At 69.8% G+C, this 18,646-nt stretch carries 18 protein-coding genes; 7 read left to right on the top strand and 11 right to left on the bottom strand.

From position 1 onward, the window contains the following. Nucleotides 1-21: 21 nt before the first annotated feature. Nucleotides 22-888 (bottom strand): SPFH domain-containing protein, encoded by an 867-nt coding sequence (locus MIC98_RS06210; protein WP_239736505.1) that lies wholly within the window; start codon nt 886-888, stop codon nt 22-24. A 117-nt stretch (nt 889-1,005) separates the two neighbouring features. On the opposite strand from MIC98_RS06210, the gene purT reads away from it, so the two are divergent. Continuing rightward, nucleotides 1,006-2,190, top strand: coding sequence for a formate-dependent phosphoribosylglycinamide formyltransferase (gene purT, locus MIC98_RS06215; protein ID WP_239736506.1), 1,185 nt, complete (start codon nt 1,006-1,008; stop codon nt 2,188-2,190). Nucleotides 2,191-2,409: 219 nt separating this feature from the next. On the opposite strand, the gene MIC98_RS06220 is transcribed toward purT, so the two are convergent. Continuing rightward, nucleotides 2,410-3,612, bottom strand: coding sequence for an endonuclease/exonuclease/phosphatase family protein (locus MIC98_RS06220; RefSeq protein ID WP_239736507.1), 1,203 nt, complete (start codon nt 3,610-3,612; stop codon nt 2,410-2,412). 93 nt (nt 3,613-3,705) lie between these two features. Then, the gene (locus tag MIC98_RS06225) at nt 3,706-4,452 is read right to left on the bottom strand and encodes an arginyltransferase (RefSeq protein ID WP_345772153.1); all 747 of its coding nucleotides are present in this window, start codon (nt 4,450-4,452) and stop codon (nt 3,706-3,708) included. 150 nt (nt 4,453-4,602) lie between these two features. Here MIC98_RS06225 and MIC98_RS06230 point away from each other — a divergent pair, with 150 nt between their 5' ends. Beyond that, nucleotides 4,603-5,169, top strand: coding sequence for an EF-hand domain-containing protein (locus MIC98_RS06230; protein ID WP_057639611.1), 567 nt, complete (start codon nt 4,603-4,605; stop codon nt 5,167-5,169). A 159-nt stretch (nt 5,170-5,328) separates the two neighbouring features. On the opposite strand, the gene MIC98_RS06235 is transcribed toward MIC98_RS06230, so the two are convergent. The 4 genes from MIC98_RS06235 to MIC98_RS06250 form a co-directional block, all read right to left on the bottom strand. After that, nucleotides 5,329-6,519, bottom strand: a complete 1,191-nt coding sequence (locus MIC98_RS06235) for a sigma-70 family RNA polymerase sigma factor (protein WP_239736509.1) — start codon at nt 6,517-6,519, stop codon at nt 5,329-5,331. Between the two features lie 198 nt (nt 6,520-6,717). Continuing rightward, on the bottom strand, nt 6,718-7,200 hold the full coding sequence (locus MIC98_RS06240) for a DUF2007 domain-containing protein (protein WP_239736510.1): 483 nt from the start codon (nt 7,198-7,200) through the stop codon (nt 6,718-6,720). Between the two features lie 3 nt (nt 7,201-7,203). Then, nucleotides 7,204-8,103, bottom strand: coding sequence for an acyl-CoA thioesterase II (tesB, locus tag MIC98_RS06245; RefSeq protein WP_239736511.1), 900 nt, complete (start codon nt 8,101-8,103; stop codon nt 7,204-7,206). A gap of 158 nt (nt 8,104-8,261) precedes the next feature. Beyond that, nucleotides 8,262-9,044, bottom strand: a complete 783-nt coding sequence (locus tag MIC98_RS06250) for an enoyl-CoA hydratase/isomerase family protein (protein WP_239736512.1) — start codon at nt 9,042-9,044, stop codon at nt 8,262-8,264. Nucleotides 9,045-9,081: 37 nt separating this feature from the next. Between MIC98_RS06250 and MIC98_RS06255 the strand changes: the two genes are divergently transcribed. The 3 genes from MIC98_RS06255 (at nt 9,082) to MIC98_RS06265 (ending at nt 11,548) form a co-directional block, all read left to right on the top strand. Beyond that, a complete protein-coding gene (locus tag MIC98_RS06255; protein WP_057639606.1) occupies nt 9,082-9,522 on the top strand; it encodes a copper chaperone PCu(A)C in 441 nt (146 codons plus the stop codon). 117 nt (nt 9,523-9,639) lie between these two features. Continuing rightward, nucleotides 9,640-11,043: a glutamate--tRNA ligase gene (gltX, locus tag MIC98_RS06260; protein ID WP_239736513.1), complete on the top strand. Its 1,404-nt coding sequence runs from the start codon at nt 9,640-9,642 to the stop codon at nt 11,041-11,043. A gap of 16 nt (nt 11,044-11,059) precedes the next feature. Next, complete coding sequence (locus MIC98_RS06265) at nt 11,060-11,548, top strand: transcriptional repressor (RefSeq protein ID WP_239736514.1); 489 nt, start codon at nt 11,060-11,062, stop codon at nt 11,546-11,548. 144 nt (nt 11,549-11,692) lie between these two features. Here MIC98_RS06265 and MIC98_RS06270 read toward each other — a convergent pair whose 3' ends face one another. The 4 genes from MIC98_RS06270 to MIC98_RS06285 form a co-directional block, all read right to left on the bottom strand. After that, on the bottom strand, nt 11,693-12,706 hold the full coding sequence (locus tag MIC98_RS06270) for an HlyD family secretion protein (RefSeq protein ID WP_239738056.1): 1,014 nt from the start codon (nt 12,704-12,706) through the stop codon (nt 11,693-11,695). A gap of 139 nt (nt 12,707-12,845) precedes the next feature. Next, nucleotides 12,846-14,498 (bottom strand): MFS transporter, encoded by a 1,653-nt coding sequence (locus MIC98_RS06275; protein WP_239736515.1) that lies wholly within the window; start codon nt 14,496-14,498, stop codon nt 12,846-12,848. Then, on the bottom strand, nt 14,495-15,055 hold the full coding sequence (locus MIC98_RS06280) for a TetR/AcrR family transcriptional regulator (RefSeq protein WP_239736516.1): 561 nt from the start codon (nt 15,053-15,055) through the stop codon (nt 14,495-14,497). Before MIC98_RS06280 ends, MIC98_RS06275 begins: the two co-directional genes overlap by 4 nt. Nucleotides 15,056-15,192: 137 nt before the next feature. Next, nucleotides 15,193-17,394, bottom strand: a complete 2,202-nt coding sequence (locus MIC98_RS06285) for a TonB-dependent receptor (RefSeq protein WP_239736517.1) — start codon at nt 17,392-17,394, stop codon at nt 15,193-15,195. 137 nt (nt 17,395-17,531) lie between these two features. On the opposite strand from MIC98_RS06285, the gene MIC98_RS06290 reads away from it, so the two are divergent. Together MIC98_RS06290 and MIC98_RS06295 are read left to right on the top strand one after the other, a co-directional pair. Next, a complete protein-coding gene (locus MIC98_RS06290) occupies nt 17,532-17,942 on the top strand; it encodes a MerC domain-containing protein (RefSeq protein ID WP_239736518.1) in 411 nt (136 codons plus the stop codon). Between the two features lie 111 nt (nt 17,943-18,053). Continuing rightward, entirely contained in the window at nt 18,054-18,236 is a 183-nt protein-coding gene (locus tag MIC98_RS06295; RefSeq protein WP_239736519.1) for a 30S ribosomal protein THX, read from the top strand. Nucleotides 18,237-18,646 lie beyond the last annotated feature (410 nt).

The raw sequence follows: 18,646 nt of genomic DNA on the forward strand, positions 1-18,646 counted from the left end.
TTGCTCCTGTCGGGGCGGGGATCAGTACAGCGAGCCGGTGTTGACCACCGGCTGGGTGCCGCGGTCCGAGCACAGCACGGTGAGCAGGTTGCCGACCATCTGCGCCTTGCGTTCCTCGTCCAGCTCGACCACGCCGCTGCGCTGCAGTTCGGCCAGCGCCATCTCGACCATGCCCACCGCGCCGGCGACGATGCGCTGGCGCGCGGCGATCACCGCGTTGGCCTGCTGCCGCTGCAGCATCGCCTGCGCGATTTCCGGGGCGTAGGCGAGGTGGCTGATGCGCGCGTCGAGCACCTGCACGCCGGCGTCGGCCAGGCGCTCGGCCAGCTCGTCCTTCAGGTGCTGGGAGATCTCGTTGGCGTGGCTGCGCAGCGCCAGCTGGCCTTCCTCGTGCTGGTCGTAGGGGTAGCTGGTGGCCATCGCGCGCAGCGCCGATTCGGACTGGATGTGCACGAAGCTCTCGTAGTCGTCGACGTTGTAGACCGCCTCGGAGGCGTCCACCACCTGCCACACGATCACCGCGGCGATCTCGATCGGCGAACCGTCCAGCTCGTTGACCTTGAGCTTGCCGCTCTCGAAGTTGCGCACCCGCTGGCTGACCTTCTTCTTGCTGAAGAACGGGTTGTTCCAGCGCAGGCCGTTGTCCTTGACCGTGCCGGTGTACTTGCCGAACAGGCTCAGCACCGCGGCCTGGTTGGGCTGGACCATGTACAGGCCGGTGACGGTGAAGATGCCCAGCGCCACCAGCACGATGCCGGCGATGGCCGACAGGCCGCCGGCGCCGTGGGCGGCGGCCAGGACCAGGGCGCCGGCACCGGCCAGCATCAGGACGATTGCGCCGAGCAGGGTGGGGATGCCGGGCAGGGAACCGAGGGCTTTCTCTTTCATGGCGCGTCTTCCGTGGTGGTTGCGATGAAAGATATCAAATTGATATCAATGTGCAAGAGGGTGTGGCGGGGACCGGCGGCTAGAATGTGCGGCCCCGTCCCTGCCCGGATTTTCCCGATGACCTCGCTCGGTACCCCGCTGTCGCCTTCCGCCACCCGCGTGCTGCTGCTTGGGTCGGGCGAGCTGGGCAAGGAAGTGGCGCTCGAACTGCAGCGTTTCGGCGTGGAAGTCATCGCCGCCGACCGCTATGCCGACGCCCCGGCGATGCAGGTGGCGCACCGCAGCCACGTGCTCGACATGCTCGATGGCGCCGCGGTGCGCGCACTGGTCGAGCGCGAGCGCCCGCACATCGTGGTGCCGGAGATCGAGGCGATCAGCACCGCCACGCTGGAGGAACTTGAAGCCGAGGGCGCGACCCGGGTGATCCCCACCGCGCGCGCGGCGCGGCTGACGATGGACCGCGAGGGCATCCGCCGGCTCGCCGCCGAAACCCTCGGCGTGCCGACCTCGCCCTACCGCTTCGTCGATACCGAGGCCGAGTACCGCGACGCGGTGGCGGCCATCGGCCTGCCGTGCGTGGTCAAGCCGGTGATGTCGTCCTCGGGCAAGGGCCAGAGCACGGTGCGCAGCGAGGCCGACATCGCCCCGGCGTGGGCCTACGCGCAGACCGGCGGCCGCACCGGCGCCGGCCGCTGCATCGTCGAGGGCTTCATCGACTTCGACTACGAGATCACCCTGCTGACCGTGCGCCATGCCGGTGGCACGTCGTTCTGCGATCCCATCGGCCACCTGCAGCAGGACGGCGACTACCGCGAAAGCTGGCAGCCGCAGCCGATGTCGGCCGAGGCGCTGCAACGCGCGCAGGCCGTGGCGCGCGCCATCGCCGACGATCTCGGCGGCTGGGGCGTGTTCGGCATGGAGTTCTTCGTGAAGGGGGACGAAGTGTGGTTCAGCGAAGTCTCGCCGCGCCCGCACGACACCGGGCTGGTGACGCTGGCCTCGCAGGAGCTGAGCGAGTTCGCGCTGCACGCGCGCGCGATCCTCGGCCTGCCGATCCCGCACATCCGCCACAACGGCCCTTCGGCCTCGTGCGCGCTGCTGGCGCAGGGGTACGGCGTGCCGTTCTTCGACGGCATCGACGCCGCGTTGCGTGCGCCGGACACCGCGCTGCGCCTGTTCGGCAAGCCGGTGGTGGAAGGCCACCGCCGGGTCGGCGTCACCCTCGCGTGCGCGACCGGCGTGGAGCAGGCGCGTGCGATCGCCCGCGAGGCGGCCGCGGCCATCGGCATCGAATTGCGCTGATGGTGGACGCTGGCTGACCGTGGCCCAGCGAAGGCTTTTCCTTCTCCCTCTGGGAGAAGGTGCCCCGAAGGGGCGGATGAGGGTTCGGGCGAAGCCTCGTGCAGTCAAACACCGCGAAGGCTTCGCCCGAACCCTCTCCCCAACCCCTCTCCCAAGGGGAGAGGGGCTTTGGCCGGGCAGGCTCCGCCCTATGGCGGCGGGTTCATGGGACGTGCCGGCTCAGCGCACGTCCACCCATACCAGGTGGTGGTCGCTGCCATCGGCGATCCCGGCTTCGGGGTTGCCATCGGCCGGCCAGAACACGCCGCTGCCGAGGTGGATGAAGCCGGCTGACGGCAGCACGTAGTCCAGCCGCAGCGTGCCCGAGCGCGGGCCGAAATCACCGGTGGCCTGCCGCGGGGCGCCGCGCCGGGCCACGCCCTTTTCCGCATAGGCGAGGCTGGTCTGTTCGGCGCCGGTGCTGGTGGGCGTGGGGTAGCGCAGCACGCGCGGGTGTTCGAGCAGTTCGAGGATGGCCTCGTGGCGGCCGTCGCCATCGACCGGGTCGTTGTTGAGGTCGCCGACGATCACGAAGCGCGCATCCGCCGCCAGCCCGCCGCAGCGGCCCTGGTCGTCGCACAGCCACGGCGTGTCGCCGCCGTCCAGGTATTCCTTCCACAGCCGCAGCTCGTCGTGGTTGCGCGCGACGTTGCGCTTTTCTGGGCCGTTGAAAGCCGGTGGCGTGGGATGCGAGGCCAGCACGTGCAGGGTGCCCAGCGGGGTCCGCACCGGCACGTCCCAGTGCGACTTCGACGACAGCCGCAGCTGCGACCACACCGCATCGCTCCAGAACGGCTGGCCGCTGGCCGGGTCGAGCGGGCGCACCGCGTTGGGCATCGCGCTCCATTTCAGCAGCCGGAAGCTGCGCACCGCGGCGTCGTCGATGGGGTAGCGCGACAGCAGCAGCATGCCGTACTGGCCGGGGTGCAGGCCGTAGCCCCACGCATCGTTGCCGTGCGCGCGGCCTTCGCCGCCGACCGTGCCGTCGTTGTCGATGTCCAGCCCGCTCGGCACGCCGGTGTTGACCGGCGCCAGGTAGCGGTAGGCGTAGTGCAGCGGTTCGCCGCCGCCGGGCTGCGCGGTTTCCAGGTAGCGGTGCTGGAACAGGTCGGCGGCGCGGTGGGCGTCGTCGTAGTCGAATTCGTTGAGCAGCACCAGGTCCGGGCGCACCTGCTGCAGCACCGCGGCGATCTTGCGTGCGTGCGCGCTGTCGCCCTGCAGTTCGCGGATCAGGCCGCCGGCCTCGTCCGAATACAGCGAGGTGTTGTAGGTGGCCAGGCGCAGGCGCGGCGTGGCCGCGGTGTCGTCCGGCGTGGTGGTGGCGGTGCTGGTGCAGGCGGCGCAGAGCATGGCGAGGCCAAGGAGCAGGATGTGCTTGTTCATGCCGGCATTCTCGCATCGGCTTGATGAAGTCGTCATGGCAGGGGCCATGACCTCGGCGCAACCGGCGATGAACGCCGGGGGCGTAGCCCCGGCCTACCGGGCCGCGGGGTCTTCCCGCCAATGGCGGCCGTCGAAATATTCCAGCGGCCGGTAGCGGCGCTTGTAGTCCATCTTGCGGTGGCCGTCGATCCAGTAGCCCAGGTACAGGTGCGGCAGGCCGGCACGCTGTGCCCAGGCGATCTGCTGCAGGATCGCGAGCGTGCCCAGCCCGCGCGCCTGTTCGTCCGGGTCGAAGAAGGTGTAGACCGCCGACAGGCCCAACGGGGTGACGTCGGTGACGGCCACCGCCAGCAGCCGGCCGGGTGCGCCGTGGTCGGCATGCGTGCGGATTTCGAGGAAGCGCCCGTGCGACCAGCGGCCGACCAGGAACTGGTCGAACTCGTGCGGGCCGTGGTCGTCCATGCCGCCGTTGGCATGGCGCGCGGCGAGGTAGCGCTGGTACAGCGCGAACTGCTCGTCGCTGCGCTCGGCCGGCAGCACGCGGCAATCGAGGTCGGCGTTGCGGGCCAGGCAGCGGCGCTGGCTGCGGTCGGGCATGAAGCGCGCCACCGGGATGCGCACCGGCACGCAGGCGCGGCACTGCTGGCAATGCGGGCGGTAGACCAGGTCGCCGGAGCGGCGGAAGCCCCAGCCCAGCGCCATCGGGTACAGCTCGCCGAGGCGGCTGTCCTGCGGGTCGAGCACCAGGTCGCGCGCCTGCCGCTCGGGGAAATAGCCGCAAGGGTGCTCGCCGGTCTGGAACAGGCGCAGTTCTTCGTTGGAGTCGCCGTGCAAAGCCATGCGCGCAAGCATAGCCGCCCGTGGTCGCAGTACCTGCGCCTGTCCGGTTGATGAATGCGCCCGCCGCGCGGTCAACGCCGGCACCGGTGGCGCGTTGATGTCAACGAGGCGCAGGTACTGCGACCTTTCGTCCACTACAGGAGCCACCCCATGACCCACCGCAAATCCCTGATCCTGCTGGCCGTGCTGCTGGCGACCTCCACCACCGGCGTTGCGCTGGCCGCCGCCACCGCACCGCAGCCGAAGCCCGCCATGCAGCGGCCGGACGCCAATGGCGACGGCGTGGTCGACCGCCAGGAGGCCGCCGCGCAGCCGTGGCTCGCGCAGCGCTTCGACGAGCTGGACAAGAACAAGGACGGCAAGCTCTCGCGCGACGAACTGCCGCGCTGGCACGCGCGCGGCGGCGACGGCCACCGCGGCATGGGCCGCCATCACCGCGGCCATCGCGGCGAAGGCTTCATGCCGATGATGGACAGCGACCATGACGGCCGCATCAGCGCCGCCGAACACCAGGCCTTCTTCGAGCGCATGGACGTCAACAAGGACGGCTACATCGACCGTGCCGACCGCGAGGCCCGTGCCAAGCAGCGCCGCGACGAATGGTTCGTCAACGCCGACACCGACAAGGACGGCAAGCTGAGCCAGGCCGAGCTGGATGCCGCCCGCGCCAAGGCTGGCCCGCGCGGTCCGCGTGCGCCGGCGCCGGTCGCGAAGTAAGCGGGAGGAAACAGCCCCTCCCACCTTGCAGGTGGGAGGGGCTGGCTTGCGGAGTCGAGCCATCGATCACGGGTCGGGGTTACCTCCGCGACAGAGGCATGCCGATGTCCCGTGCGTCGGGGGTGTAACCCCGACCTGCGCCTGGTCGCGGTACCGAAGCTACAACCGCCCGGCGTTGTGCAGCGCGTGCAGCAGGCAGGTCCCCGCCACCAGCGTGCTGGCCACCACCGCCGGTTTGCCGATCACCCATGCGTATCCGCGACGGCGCCGGGCGTTGTCGGCGCGGGCGAGGATCGGGTCCATGATCCGCGGCAGCGTGACCAGGTACTGGTAGTTGACGATGGAGATGCCGATGGCGAAGGTCGCGAGCGTCGCCTGCCAACCCGGGGTGAGCACCACCGCGAGCATGATGCAGAACAGCATCGTCGTGCCGGTCGTCATGTTGAGGAGCATGAAGCGCTGCACCTGCGCGCGCTCGCGGGCACCGGCGCAGAAGCGCACCAGATACCACCAGGTCAGGCCATAGCCGACGACGCCACCGAGCACGCCGCCGAGGATGCCCAGCAGGACCACCGGGTGATCGGTGAGGTGCTGGACGATCGCGCCCAGCGAACCGCCGGCAATGCCGCCGGTGATGCCGCCGGTGCCGAGCTTGCCGAGGCCGCCGCCGAGCACGCCCGAGCCGATCACGGTGGCGGCGCTGGCCACCGGGGTCGCGCCGACCAGCGCGCCGACCACCACCAGCGCGAATGCCGCCGACGGCGCGCTGCCGCGCGCGAATTCGCCGAAGCGCTTGAGCATTTCCTCGCGCACCGTGGCGCGGGCGCGCGACAGGCGCTTGCGCACCGCCGCGTCGCTCAGGCCCAGCAGCGCGGCCACCTGCTGCGAGCTTTGTCCTTCGCGGTAGAACAGCAGCAAAGTTTCGCGGCTGTCTTCGGGCAGGGCGGAAATGATTTCCTCGGCGGCCAGTTCTTCCTCTACCCGTGCCATCGCCTCGGCGGCGCCGGGCGCGGGATCGGCGGCCATGCCGATGGCGATTTCGGCCGCCTCGCCGCTGAGCGGCCGGTTGCGGTTGGCGCGCAGCCAGTCGCGGGCGAGGTTGCGGGTGATCTGCCGCAGCCAGGGCAGGAAGCTGGCCGCGTTGTTGAGCTGGTTGAGCTGCTGCCAGGCCTTGATGAAGGCCTCCTGGGCGATGTCCTCGCTGGCCTGCACGTCGCGGGTGATGGCCAGCGCGATGGCGGTGACGGTGTTCTGGCAGGCTACGACGATGCGGCCGTAGGACTGCGTGCAGCCACCGCGGGCGGCAGGCAGTTCGCGGTGCAGCATGGATTCGAGCGTCGTGGCGGTCATGCAGCGGCTCCCGTGTGGATGCAGGCCATGACGAAGGCCGCCAGCGGATGTGACCGGTAGTGCCGGCAACCTCGCGCGCCTACCATTCCGTAGATGCGGGGCTCGCCCCGCATGAAGCCTTCCCGGCCAGGCCCCGTGCCGGGCAAGCCCGGCACCTACGCAGCATCGTGCAGATACCCGCCGGCGGCCGGTATCACTTCAGTTCGCCGGCTGCACACGCACGCGGAACTCACCGTCGTCCTGCGCTGGTTGCACCTGCTGCGCCGGCTCGGGCACCGGCGGCACCGGCGCGGCGCGGTGGCGCAGCACCATCATCAGGACCAGTCCGGCGATCACCAACAGCAGCGCGATGCGGATGCGCCATGCCCAGCGGCGGCCGTTGCCTTCGCCCGGCGCTTCGCGGAAGGCGTATTCGGCGACCGGATGGTCGCGGCGGGTGGTGTCGAGCAGGCGTGCGTCGCGCAGGATTTCGCGCGCGCGGGTCTGGTCGTCGGCGCGCACGACCCACACCGTCGGCAATTTGTCATCGCCCAGCGTGTTGTCGAGGTAGCTGAACTGGCCGCGGCGCTTGCTGTGGTAGGAGCGGCCATTGGTGAGGCGCACCTCGATGCCGGCCTCGCGCAGCATCTGCGCTACGCCTTCGGCATTCTCCACGCGCTGGCTGCTGAAGATCTTGCGCATGCCTCAGTCCTTGTCGCCGGGGGCGACGCGGATCAGGCCTTCCTGCGCGGTACTGGCCACCAGCACGCCGTCGCGGGTGAAGAACTGGCCGCGCGCCAGCCCGCGCGAATCCTGCGCGCTGGGGCTGTCCAGCGAATACAGCAGCCAGTCGTCCACGCGGAACGGGCGGTGGAACCAGATGGCGTGGTCGAGCGAGGCCATCTGCACGTGCGGCTGGTAGTAGCTGATGCCGTGCGGGAAGGTGGCCGTGCCGAGCAGATGGAAATCGGAGGCGTAGGCCAGCAGCGCCTGGTGCAGCTCCGGTGCGTCGCCGACCCGCTCGCTCAGGCGCATCCACACTTGGTGGTAGGGCGGGCGCTTGGTCGGGTTGAGTTCGTCGCGCAGGCTTTCGCCGGGAGCGATGACGTGGCGGAACTCGAACGGGCCGCCGCGCGAGAGCCAGCGCTGCACCTTCACCGGCAGCCGTTCCAGCACCTCGGGCGCCAGCGGGCGGTTGGGCTCGATGTCCTCCGGCTGCGGCACCTCCGCCATCTTGTGCTGGTGCTCGGCGCCGCGCTCGGCCTGCTGGAACGAGGCCGCGCAGAAGAAGATCACCTTGCCGTGCTGGATCGCGGTGACCCGGCGCACCGAGAAGCTGCCGCCGTCGCGGGTGCGGTCCACGTCGTAGACGATGGGGTGGTCGATGTTGCCGGCGCGCAGGAAATAGGCATGCAGCGAATGCACATGGCGGCCGTTGTCGACCGTGGCCTGGGCGGCGGCCAGCGCCTGCCCCAGCACCTGCCCGCCGAACACGTACTTGGTGCCGATGTCGCGGCTCTGGCCACGGAACAGGTTGTCTTCCAGCCGTTCCAGCGACAGCAGGTCGATCAGTTCGGGGACCACGGGTTCGGGATGGGCGGACAAGGGGACGGGCCTGATTTCGACAGGCCGCGATTATAGCGGGCGGGGCCGGGCGGACTGCTGCGAGGGACAAGGCCCTGCCCGTAGGAGCGCACCTTGGTGCGCGATGAAGCTTTCCCGGCGAAGCCCCATCGCGCACCAAGGTGCGCTCCTACGGAAATTCAGGCTTTGCCGAGCTTCGCCGCCAGCGCCTGCAACGCCGCCTGCGCATCGGCCGAATACCAGGCCTCGACGAAACGATCCAGCTGGATGTGCTGCGGTTGCATGGCCTCGTGCAGGTCGGCGCGGGCGATGGCGCGAGTCTGCAGCATCGGTTGGCGCGGCAGCTTCAATTGCGCCTGCAGCCAGGCGATGGCCTGTTCGACCACGTTGCCGGCGCCATCGGCCAGTTCGTCCACCAGCCCGATCTCCAGCGCGCGCTCGGCGCTGACCAGTTGTCCGCCGGCCAGCAGCACGCCGGCGCGGTGCATGCCGACCACCCGCCGCAGCAACCGCTGGATGCCCTCAGGCGCCACCAGCCCCACCTGCACCTCGTTCAGGCCGATCACGTAGGGCTTGGCCGGGTCGACGCTGCGCGCCATCACCCGGTAGTCGCAGCACAACGCCAGCACGCAGCCGCCGGCCGGGGAGTGCCCGGTGAGCGCGGCCACCACCGGGATGCGGCTTTCGGCCAGCGTGCGCGCCGCGCCGAAGAACGCCTGCCAGCTGTCGAGCAGCTTGTGCTTGTCCTCGCCGTGGCGCAGCAGGTAGGGCACGTCCATGCCGCCGGTGAAGATGCGCTCGCTGCCGGACAGCACCACGCCCTGCACGTCCTCGGCCATGCACTGGTTGAGCGTGGCGATCAGCGCCCGGCACAGTTCGGTATCGAGCGCGTTGACCGGCGGCCGCGCCAGCCGCAGTTCGCGGATGGGGCCGTGGTTGATCGTGTCGATGAGCGTTGTCATGCTGCGGCCTCGGATACGGCAGGGAGTCGATGTTTCGATGATAACCAAACCATTCGCGTGCGTACTGTTGATGTCGGTGGCCTCGGTGATGGCGGCCCCGGCGCAGGCGGCGGAGGCTGCGTGCGTGCGTTTCAGCGACGGCTGGATCCGTTTCCCGGCGATGGCGCACATGGCCGGCGGCTTCGGCCGCATCGACAACGCCTGCAAGGCGGAGGTGGCGGTGACTTCGGTACGCAGCGAAGCGTTCGCGGACGTGTCCCTTCACGAGACGACGCTGGTCGATGGCGTCAGCCGCATGCGCGAAGTGGAACGCCTGCCGGTGGCGGCCGGGCAGCATGCCGAACTCAAGCCCGGCGGCCTGCACCTGATGCTGATGGATGGCAAGGCGGCGTTGCAGGAGGGCCAGCGCGTGCCAGTGGTGCTGGGCCTGTCCGACGGCACCGAGGTGCGCGGCGAACTGGTGGTGCGCAAGCCCTGATGCTTGTACAGGCGGGTAGGTCGGGGCCATGCCCCCGACGAGCATGAACCCCAGGCGTCGGGGGCGTAGCCCCGGCCTACGCGGTAAAATGCGCGGATTCCCACTTCCGCGCCCGTCATGACCGTCCGTACCCGCTTCGCCCCCAGTCCCACCGGCTACCTGCACATCGGTGGTGCCCGCACCGCGCTGTACTGCTGGCTGGAGGCCCGCCACCGCGGCGGCGAGTTCGTGCTGCGCATCGAGGATACCGACCGCGAGCGCAGCACCCAGGCGGCGATCGACGCCATCCTCGAAGCGATGGACTGGCTGGGCCTGGACTACGACGAAGGCCCGGTCTACCAGACCCACCGCGTCGCCCGCTACAGGGAAGTGGCCGAACAACTGCTCGCCGCCGGCAAGGCCTACTACGCCTACGAAACCCGCGAGGAACTCGACGCCATGCGCGAGGCGGCGATGGCCAAGCAGGAAAAGCCGCGCTACAACGGCGCCGCGCGCGAGCTGAACCTGCCGTACCGCGACGACCCGAACCGCGTCATCCGCTTCAAGAACCCGCAGGGCGGCAGCGTGGTGTTCGACGACCTGATCAAGGGCCGCATCGAGATCGCCAACAGCGAACTGGACGACATGGTGATCTTCCGCCCGGATGGCTACCCGACCTACAACTTCGCGGTGGTCGTCGATGACTGGGACATGGGCATCACCGAGGTCATCCGCGGTGACGACCACATCAACAACACTCCGCGCCAGATCAACATCTACGAAGCGCTGGGCGCGGCGGTGCCGAAGTTCGGCCACATGCCGATGATCCTCGACGAGGCCGGCGCCAAGCTGTCCAAGCGCACCGGCGCGGCCGACGTGATGCAGTACAAGGACGCCGGCTACCTGCCCGAGGCGCTGCTGAGCTACCTGGCGCGGCTGGGCTGGTCGCATGGCGATCAGGAAATCTTCAGCCGCCGGGAGCTGATCGACCTGTTCGACGTCACCCACTGCAATTCCAAGGCCTCGCGGCTGGACATGGCCAAGCTGGGCTGGGTCAACCAGCACTTCCTGAAGAGCGAAGATCCGGCTTCCATCGCACCGCAATTGGTCTATCAGCTGGAAAAGCTGGGGCTGGACGTGGCCGCCGGCCCGGCCCCGGCCGACGTGGTCGTCGCCCTGCGCGAGCGCGTGCAGACCCTGAAGGAGATGGCCGAGAAGGCGGTGGTCTGGTACCAGCCGCTTACCGAATACGACGAAGCCGCCGTCGCCAAGCACTTCAAGCCCGGCGCGGACGTGGCGCTGGGCAAGGCGCGCGAGCTGCTGGCCGCATTGCCGCAGTGGACCGCCGAGGCGGTCGGCGTGGCGCTGCACGACACCGCCGCCGCGCTGGAAATCGGCATGGGCAAGGTCGCCCAGCCGCTGCGCGTGGCGATCACCGGCACCCAGGTCAGCCCGGACATTTCCCATACCGTGTATCTGGCCGGTCGTGACGAAGCCTTGAAACGCATCGACGCCGCATGCATCAAGGTAGCGAACGCCTGATTGCCGGAGGGCCGCCATGACCGCACACGAGCACAGCTGTACCGCCCCGCACCACCACGTCGACGACGCGGCGGATTTCATCGCGGTGGTCGAACGGGTGTGCCGCGAGCGCGGCCTGCGGCTGACGCCGATCCGCGCCAACGTGCTGCGGCTGATCGCCGAGGCCGGCAAGCCGGTCAAGGCCTACGAGCTGCTGGAGCTGGTGCGCGAAGGCAAGGGCGTCGGTGCCGACGCCCCGCCCACGGTGTACCGCGCGCTGGATTTCCTGATGGCTAATGGTTTTGTGCACAAGCTGTCGTCGGTCAACTCCTTCGTCGCCTGCCACCACCCCAGCAGCAACCAGCACTCGGTGCCGTTCCTGATCTGCGACCGCTGCCACAGCGCGGTGGAACTGGAGGACCGCGACATCGTCCGCCAGCTCGAAGCCCGCGCCCGCGAGCTGGGCTTCAAGCCGCAGGCGCAGACGCTGGAAGTGCACGGCCTGTGCGCGGAGTGCGCGGGGTAGCTGCTCTCTCCTTCTCCCTCCGGGAGAAGGTGGCGCGAAGCGCCGGATGAGGGTACGGGCGAAGCCCGGTGCAGCCAAACATGTGGGAGGGCTCCGCCCCGTACCCTCACCCCAACCCCTCTCCCGCAGGGAGAGGGGCTTTGCTCACTGGCGAGGTTCCGCCGCCGTATCCACTTCCACCACCACCGACATGCCCGGCCGCAGCCGCGCGGCCAGCGGCTGGCCGGGGTCGATGGCGATGCGTACCGGCAGGCGCTGCACGACCTTGGTGAAGTTGCCGCTGGCGTTGTCCGGCTTGAGCACCGCGAACTCCGAGCCGGTGGCCGGGGCGATCTGCTCGACGTGGCCATGCAGGCGCTGGCCCTGGAAGGCATCGACGCTGAACGTGGCCGGCTGGCCGATCGCCATCTTCCACGTCTGCCCTTCCTTGTAGTTGGCGACCACCCACAGGGCGTCCGGCACCAGGAACAGCAACTGGCTGCCGGCGGTGACGTACTGGCCCAGCCGCACCGTGGCCTCGGACAGCTGGCCGTCGCGCGGGGCGCGGATGACGGTGTTGTCCAGGTCGATGCGCGCCAGTTCCAGCGCCGCCTCGGCGCCGGCGACCTTGGCCTCCAGCCCCTGCCGGGCGACGCGGGTGGCGGCGAGGTTTTCCTCGGCGATGCGGATGGCCGCCTGCGACTGCGCCACGCCGGCGGTGGCTGCCTGCGTGCCGGCGCGCAGCTTGTCGCGGTCGCTGCTGGACACCAGCTGCTGCGCGGCCAATGTCTCGTAGCGTTGCAGTTCGGCGCGGCTGCGCCGCTGCTCGGCCTGCCCGGCCGAGAGGTTGGCGCGCGCCGAGGCGATCTGCGCAAGGCCCTGCGCCTGGCTCTGGTCGGAGTTGGCCAACTGCGCGCGGGCATCGGCCAGCGCCGCCTCGGCCTGTTCCAGCCTCTGCCGGTAGATGCGGTCGTCGATGCGCAGCAGCGGCTGGCCCTGCCTGACGTGATCGAAGTCGGTGACCAGCACCTCGGTGACGTAGCCGCTGACCTGCGGCGCCAGCACCGTCACTTGGCCGCGCACGTAGGCATCGTCGGTATGCATGTGGCTGCTGTTGAACGGCCACAGCTGCCAGGCGCGCAGGATCAGGGTCAGCCCGATCAGGGCGATGACGACCATCACCACGACGCTGCCGCGGCTGGGCGTGAGGTACTTGGAAACCGGCTCGGGCGCGGCGACGGGCTTGCCGTCGCTGGCATCGGTGATCTGTTCCCCGGCCGCTGCCGGGGTTTCCTGCTTGTCGCTCATGGTGGTTGCTTCACTTGGAGGGCGGGCCGGCCAGCGCCGGTCGCATCGCCTTTTTTACGGAAGGGTTGCGCAGCGTCACTTCCAGCAGCAGCCAGCTCAGGAAGCCCATCGCGATCCATCCGCTCAGCGCGAACACGTCGTTGAACGCACGCACGTTGGCTTCGCGGCGGGTCGCCTGCGCCAGCGCCGAAACGGCCTGCGCCTGGCGTTGCTGCGGGTCGGTGACGAGGCCGGCGTAGGCCTGCTGCTGCACGCGCAGGCGCTGGGCGACGACGGGATCGGCGGGGTCGAGCCGGGCGACCAGCTGGCTGGAATGGACCTGCTCGCGATGCAGTTGGTAGCTGGCCAGCAGCGCCGAGCCGGCCAGCCCACCGAAGGTCTGGGTCAGCGACAGCACCACGATGAAGGACACGATGTGGTCCAGCCCGCGCTCCATCGCCCGGCGCAGGCCCATCAGCATCAGCGGACCCATGAACATGCCGCTGCCTACCGCCACCAGGAACTGGCTCAGCGCGAAGTCCATCGGCCGGTCCATGCTGGTGCGGTGCTGGTCGAGGAAGGCGGCGCTGCCGAGCAGCACGATGGAGGCCATCAACTGCGGCATCACCGCCTTCGGCCCGAAGGTCAGCGCGCCGGCGGCGATGCCGACCAGCACGCCGAGCAGGATCACCGCGAACAGCGGCGCCATCTGGTCGGGCCCCATGCCCAGCGTGCGCATCATCGTGACCACGCCGTAGGACTGCTCGCTGGTCAGGAAGCGCAGCAGGAACGCGCCGATGATGAAGCGCAGCATGGTCGGCCCCATCAGCCAGCGCAGTTGCAGCAGCGGGTTGCGGCGGTGGTGCTCGACCAGGAACGCGGCCAGCGCCAGCAGCGTGGCCGCGGCCAGCAGGCCGCCCAGCCACGGCGTGTCGAACCACCAGTGCAGGAAGCCTTGTCCCAGCACGATGACCAGCATCGCCAGCGCCGGCGCGAGCAGGGCGAAGGTGACGAAGTCCAGCCGCTCGAACGCCTTGATCTGGATGCCCGGCGGCAGCTTCAGGATCACCACTGCGGCGAACGCGCACAGCGCCAGCCCGGCCTCGAACAGGTACAGGTTGTGCCACTCGCCCAGGTCCAGCAGGCCCGGCGACAGCAGCCACGCCAGCGGCACCGCCAGCTGCTGCAGGCCCATGCCGACCACCAGCAGGTTGCCTACGTATTTGCGCGGCAGCGCCTGCAGCATGTACAGCGTGCCCAGCGTGGTGCAGGCCGCGGCGGCGAAGCCGCTGGCCGCGCGCACCAGCACCGTGGTGGCCAGCCCGCCCACCGCCAGGTGCAGCACCGCCAGCGCGGCGTACACGCCCAGCCCCAGCTCGGCGAACAGGCGGATGCCGTATTCCTGGCGGAACTTGAACACCAGCAGGTTGGTGGTGACGTTGACCATCATGTAGGCCGCCACCAGCCAGTTGGCCTCGGCCGGTTGCAGGCCCATCTGCCCCTGGATCCACGGCAGGTTGGCGCTGATCAGCGCGTTGCCTAGGCCGCCGGTGATCGCCACCAGCACCGCCACCGCGGCATACGCCGCGCGCCGGTGCGGCGGGTGCCACGGCATCGACGCGGAGCCGGGCAGGGTGGGTTTCTCGTGGTCCTCCCAGTCCGGGATCGGCTTGAGCGGCTTCATGCGCCGGCTCCGGCTTGCAACCCGGGGCGCAGCAGCTGCAACGCGCGCGCGGCGAGGCGGGCGCGGTCGGCGCGGGTGCGCCCGCGCAGCGCGGCGCCGAGCATGCTCGACACCAGCGACAGGTCGGCCAGCTCCAGGTCGGCCCGGCACAGGCCGGCGGCCCGGGCGCGCAGCAGCGCCGGTTCCATCAGCTTCAGCACGCGTTGGCGGGCGGCGCGGATCGGCGGGTCGTTCTGGTCCACCGCGCGCCAGTAGTCGGCCAGCGCCGGCGAATGCACGATGCGGCGGGCCATGCCACCGATCAGCTCGAACAGCGCGTCGTCGCGCTCGCCCAGCTCGGTGACGTGGGCGCGGATCTTCTCGACCGTGCGCTGGAGCATGGCCTCGATCAGCGCGGCGCGGTCGGGGAAGTTGCGGTACAGCGTGGCGCGGCCGACGCCGGCGCGTTCCACCACCAGGTCCAGCGGCGCGGTGATGCCGTGCTCGCCGAACACGGCGTCGGCCGCGTCCAGCAACTGGGCGCGACGCGCGGCGGCATCGGAACGGATCGAGGTCATGGCACCCATGATCCGGACAAAAATGTCCGGTTTCAATGGACGCGGCGTGAAGGTTGCTGCGCTGCGGAATTACCGTTCAGGCGCCGGCAAGGAGGCAGGCAGGAGCGCAGCACGCTGCGCTCCCGTGGCCATGCCCGTCAGAACCAGGCGCGGATGCCGAAGGCGACGCCACGGCCTGGCAGCGGCGCATAGTCGCGCAGCAGCGAGGTGTGCGGGCGCACCTCGCGGTCGGTGAGGTTGCTGCCGTCCAGGAACAGCTCGTAGCTGTTGCCGCCGCTGCGGTCCCAACGGTAGGCCAGGTGCGCATCGACCAGCGTGTAGCCATCGCTGGGCGCTTCGTTCTGCGCCACATCCTTCTGGCTGCCGTAGCGGATGGCGCCGACCGAGGCGCGCCAGCCGTCGCGCGCCCAGCGCAGGTCGGCACCGACCCGGGCCGGCGAGATCCGCGGCAGGTAGCCGCCATTGGCCAGCTCCACGTTGTAGTGGTGGCTGTGGTCGCCGTGCGGCACGGCGATGTCGGCGCTGCGGCTGCCGTTGCCGTCGAGTTCGGCCTTCACGTAATCGCCGAACACGCGCAGGTCCCAGTCGCCGCCGTTGTCACTCTGGACCAGGTGGAACATGGCCTCGGCCTCGGCGCCCTTGAAGGTGGCGTCGTGCTGGGTCCACGCCCGCACCGGTAGCCCGTGTTCGACCACGCCGGTGTCGGCCAGGTAGATGAAGTCCTTGAACCTGGTCTGGTAGATCGACGCGGAAACGTCGACGCGGTCGCCGTGGGCGTGCATGCCCAGCTCGACGCGCTGGCCGCGCTCGGTCTTCAGGTCGGCGTCGCCGATTTCCAGCGAGCGGGTGGCGATGTGGGCGCCGGCCGCGTACAGCTCCTCGTTGGTCGGCGCGCGTTCGGAGCTGTCGATGCCGAAGCGCAGGTCGAAGCCGTCGCTGAGTGTCCAGATGCCGGCGGCGGACAGGTTGGTGGCGCCGAAGTCGCGGTTGCGCTGGCCGTCGTCCGGATCGAGCTTGATCCGGTCGTGGCGGCCGCCCAGCTCCAGCTTCAGCGGGCCGAACTGCTTTTCCTGCAGCACGAACAGGCCCAGCGTGTCGGTGCCGGTGTTCGGCACGAAGGCTTCCTCGCCCTGCGCGCCGAAGTCGCTGTTGCCGAACTGCAGGCCGAACGCGCCGTTCCAGCCGGCCAGCGGGCGCTGCACCGCCTCGATGCGGCCTTCCATGCCCTTGTTGGTGAAGCGGGTGGACGGCGTGCCGGCTTCCAGCTCGGTGTGTTCGTAGTCGGTCCAGGCCGCGCGCACGGTCAGGCTCTGCAGGAACGGCAGCGGGTCGTTGAGGCCACCCTTGAGCTCGAAGCGGTTCTGCACCATGTCGATGCGCACGTCGTGCTCGTCGCCTTCCTCCTCCTCGTGGTCGTGATCGTCGTCGTCATGCTCGTCGTCGCCGTGCACGTGGGCGCCGTTGGGGATGCCGTAATTGCTGCGGTAGGTGCCCAGCGATGCGCCGAGGTAGCCGTTCTCGCCGAACCAGGTGGCGCCGACGCCGCCGGCGCGGGTGCGCAGCGAGCTGTTGTCCAGCCGGCCACGCGGGCCGAGTTCGTCGTCGTGCTCGTCATGGTCGTGATCGTGGTCGTGGTCGTCGTCCAGCGCCGCCGGATCGATCGCGTGGCCGGGGATGCGGTAGTCGTCGCCGTTGCGCACCAGGCCATCGACGTGCAGCACGAGGTTGCCGGCGTTGAGGCCATCGAGCCGGAACATGCCGCTGCGCTCGTCGTTGGCGCTGTTGCCGCGCAGCTCGGCACGGCCGCTGAGGGGGCGGTCGGGCAGCTCGCCGGCGATGCGGCCGTCGACCACGTTGACTGCGCCGCCGATGGCGCCGCTGCCGAACAGCAGGGTCGCCGGGCCCTTCAGCACTTCGATCTGGTCGGCGAGGAACGGCTCGATGCTGGTGGCATGGTCGGCGCTGACGGTGGAGGCGTCCATGTTGCCGACGCCATTGGCGACCACCGCCACGCGAGGGCCCTCCTGCCCGCGGATCACCGGGCGGCCGACGCCGGGGCCGAAATACGTGGTCTGCACGCCTGGCATGCGCGAGATGGTGTCGCCGAGGGTGGCGCCCTTGCGCGCGTCCAGTTCCTCGCCGGTCAGCACCGCGACCGGGCGCGCCAGCGATTCGGCGTCGTTCTGCAGCGGGGAGGCGGTGACCTTGACCGCGGACAGCTCGGTCAGGTGGTGGCTCTGTTTGTCGGCGGCATCGGCCGCGTGCGCGGCGGGCAGGGCGGTGGCGAGCGCCAGGAACAGGGCGCGGCGGACGGGGCGGGGAGTGATTGGTCGGGTCATATTGTTACTTTGTATCAATGGAGGGGCGTGGCAATGCCCGTGGGAAGTGTCTGTGGAAGCTGGGGAGCGAAAGCAGGAGCGGGCGTCGCGACAATGTTATATTATTCCATAACGCTCCGCCGCCCCTGCTGGAAGTCATGCCGCCAAACCCGTTCCGCCAGTTCCTCGACCGCTTCGGCGCCGCCGGCTCGCTGCTGTGCGCGATCCACTGCGCGCTGCTGCCGGCGTTGTTGGCGCTGGCGCCATCGCTGGGGTTGTCGTTCTGGCTGGGCGATGGGGTCGAGCAGTCGGTGGTGGTCTTCGTCACCTTCCTCGGCCTGTTCAGCCTGATCTGGGGCTACCGCCGCCACCGCGCGGTGCATGCGCTGGCCCTGCTGGCCCCCGGGCTCGCGCTGCTCTGGGCCGGGCTGCTGCATTCCGGGCTGCACCATTCGCCGGTGCCGCACGCGGTGGTGATGACGCTGGGCGGGGTGCTGGTGGGGTTGGCCCATGTGGTGAACCTGCGCCTGAACCACCAGCACGTGCACGACGCCAGCTGCGCACATTGAGGGGCGCGTGGTAGGCTTTCGCTTCATGCGCGGGGGCGCTGTAGCAGCGGCCTCGCCGTACCCGTGTCAGTACGGGGCAATCTGGATTTCACACTTGAGGAGTTAGACGACATGGGTAAGGGTGACCGCAAGACCGCCAAGGGCAAGCGCTACAACGCCAGCTACGGCAACGCGCGTTTGCATTCGGTGAGCAAGGTGGCCGTGGGCGCAGCTGCGCCGGTTGCCAAGAAGACCGTTGCCAAGGCGCCGGCCAAGAAGGCCGTGGCCAAGAAGACGGTGGCCAAGGCCGGTTGATCCCGGTTCGGCATCTGCGAAAAAGCGGCGCTTGCGCCGCTTTTTTTGTTGCCGCCGTCCGTGGCGGCAACCCTTCGGGCCATCGACAAGCGATGTCAAAAACCGCTCCTGGCGGTTTTTTGTGCCTGCCGTCGGTGGTGGGGGTGGGTACCGACCGTTGGTCGGTACGGGGACTTGCGACTTGAACGGGCCCTGGCCGCCCGACCAACGGTCGGGCGCTACCGTCCGGGAGGGCCCGGTGTCGGGCAAGCCCGGCACCTACGGACGTTGCGGCGCGACTTCGAGATGGTTGAGTACGTAGGTCGGGGCTACGCCCCCGACTGCGATATCCACGAGGCGTCGGGGGCGTGGTCCCGACCTGCAGATGCGGGGCTCGCCCGGCATGGAACCTTGCCGGTGAGGCCCCTGTG

The sequence above is a fragment of the Stenotrophomonas sp. NLF4-10 genome, from assembly GCF_022359915.1.
In the GTDB taxonomy this organism is placed as follows: Bacteria; Pseudomonadota; Gammaproteobacteria; order Xanthomonadales; family Xanthomonadaceae; genus Stenotrophomonas; species Stenotrophomonas daejeonensis.

What these genes read in the sequence shown, in the direction of transcription:
- gltX (WP_239736513.1), top strand. Translation starts at nt 9,640, where the DNA reads ATGACCGTCCGTACCCGCTTCGCCCCCAGTCCCACCGGCTACCTGCAC.
- MIC98_RS06280 (WP_239736516.1), bottom strand. Translation starts at nt 15,055, where the DNA reads ATGACCTCGATCCGTTCCGATGCCGCCGCGCGTCGCGCCCAGTTGCTG.
- purT (WP_239736506.1), top strand. Translation starts at nt 1,006, where the DNA reads ATGACCTCGCTCGGTACCCCGCTGTCGCCTTCCGCCACCCGCGTGCTG.
- MIC98_RS06290 (WP_239736518.1), top strand. Translation starts at nt 17,532, where the DNA reads ATGCCGCCAAACCCGTTCCGCCAGTTCCTCGACCGCTTCGGCGCCGCC.
- MIC98_RS06250 (WP_239736512.1), bottom strand. Translation starts at nt 9,044, where the DNA reads ATGACAACGCTCATCGACACGATCAACCACGGCCCCATCCGCGAACTG.
- MIC98_RS06275 (WP_239736515.1), bottom strand. Translation starts at nt 14,498, where the DNA reads ATGAAGCCGCTCAAGCCGATCCCGGACTGGGAGGACCACGAGAAACCC.
- MIC98_RS06220 (WP_239736507.1), bottom strand. Translation starts at nt 3,612, where the DNA reads ATGAACAAGCACATCCTGCTCCTTGGCCTCGCCATGCTCTGCGCCGCC.
- MIC98_RS06285 (WP_239736517.1), bottom strand. Translation starts at nt 17,394, where the DNA reads ATGACCCGACCAATCACTCCCCGCCCCGTCCGCCGCGCCCTGTTCCTG.
- MIC98_RS06230 (WP_057639611.1), top strand. Translation starts at nt 4,603, where the DNA reads ATGACCCACCGCAAATCCCTGATCCTGCTGGCCGTGCTGCTGGCGACC.
- MIC98_RS06295 (WP_239736519.1), top strand. Translation starts at nt 18,054, where the DNA reads ATGGGTAAGGGTGACCGCAAGACCGCCAAGGGCAAGCGCTACAACGCC.
- MIC98_RS06240 (WP_239736510.1), bottom strand. Translation starts at nt 7,200, where the DNA reads ATGCGCAAGATCTTCAGCAGCCAGCGCGTGGAGAATGCCGAAGGCGTA.
- MIC98_RS06235 (WP_239736509.1), bottom strand. Translation starts at nt 6,519, where the DNA reads ATGACCGCCACGACGCTCGAATCCATGCTGCACCGCGAACTGCCTGCC.
- MIC98_RS06210 (WP_239736505.1), bottom strand. Translation starts at nt 888, where the DNA reads ATGAAAGAGAAAGCCCTCGGTTCCCTGCCCGGCATCCCCACCCTGCTC.
- MIC98_RS06255 (WP_057639606.1), top strand. Translation starts at nt 9,082, where the DNA reads ATGATAACCAAACCATTCGCGTGCGTACTGTTGATGTCGGTGGCCTCG.
- MIC98_RS06270 (WP_239738056.1), bottom strand. Translation starts at nt 12,706, where the DNA reads ATGGTCGTCATCGCCCTGATCGGGCTGACCCTGATCCTGCGCGCCTGG.
- MIC98_RS06225 (WP_345772153.1), bottom strand. Translation starts at nt 4,452, where the DNA reads ATGGCTTTGCACGGCGACTCCAACGAAGAACTGCGCCTGTTCCAGACC.
- MIC98_RS06265 (WP_239736514.1), top strand. Translation starts at nt 11,060, where the DNA reads ATGACCGCACACGAGCACAGCTGTACCGCCCCGCACCACCACGTCGAC.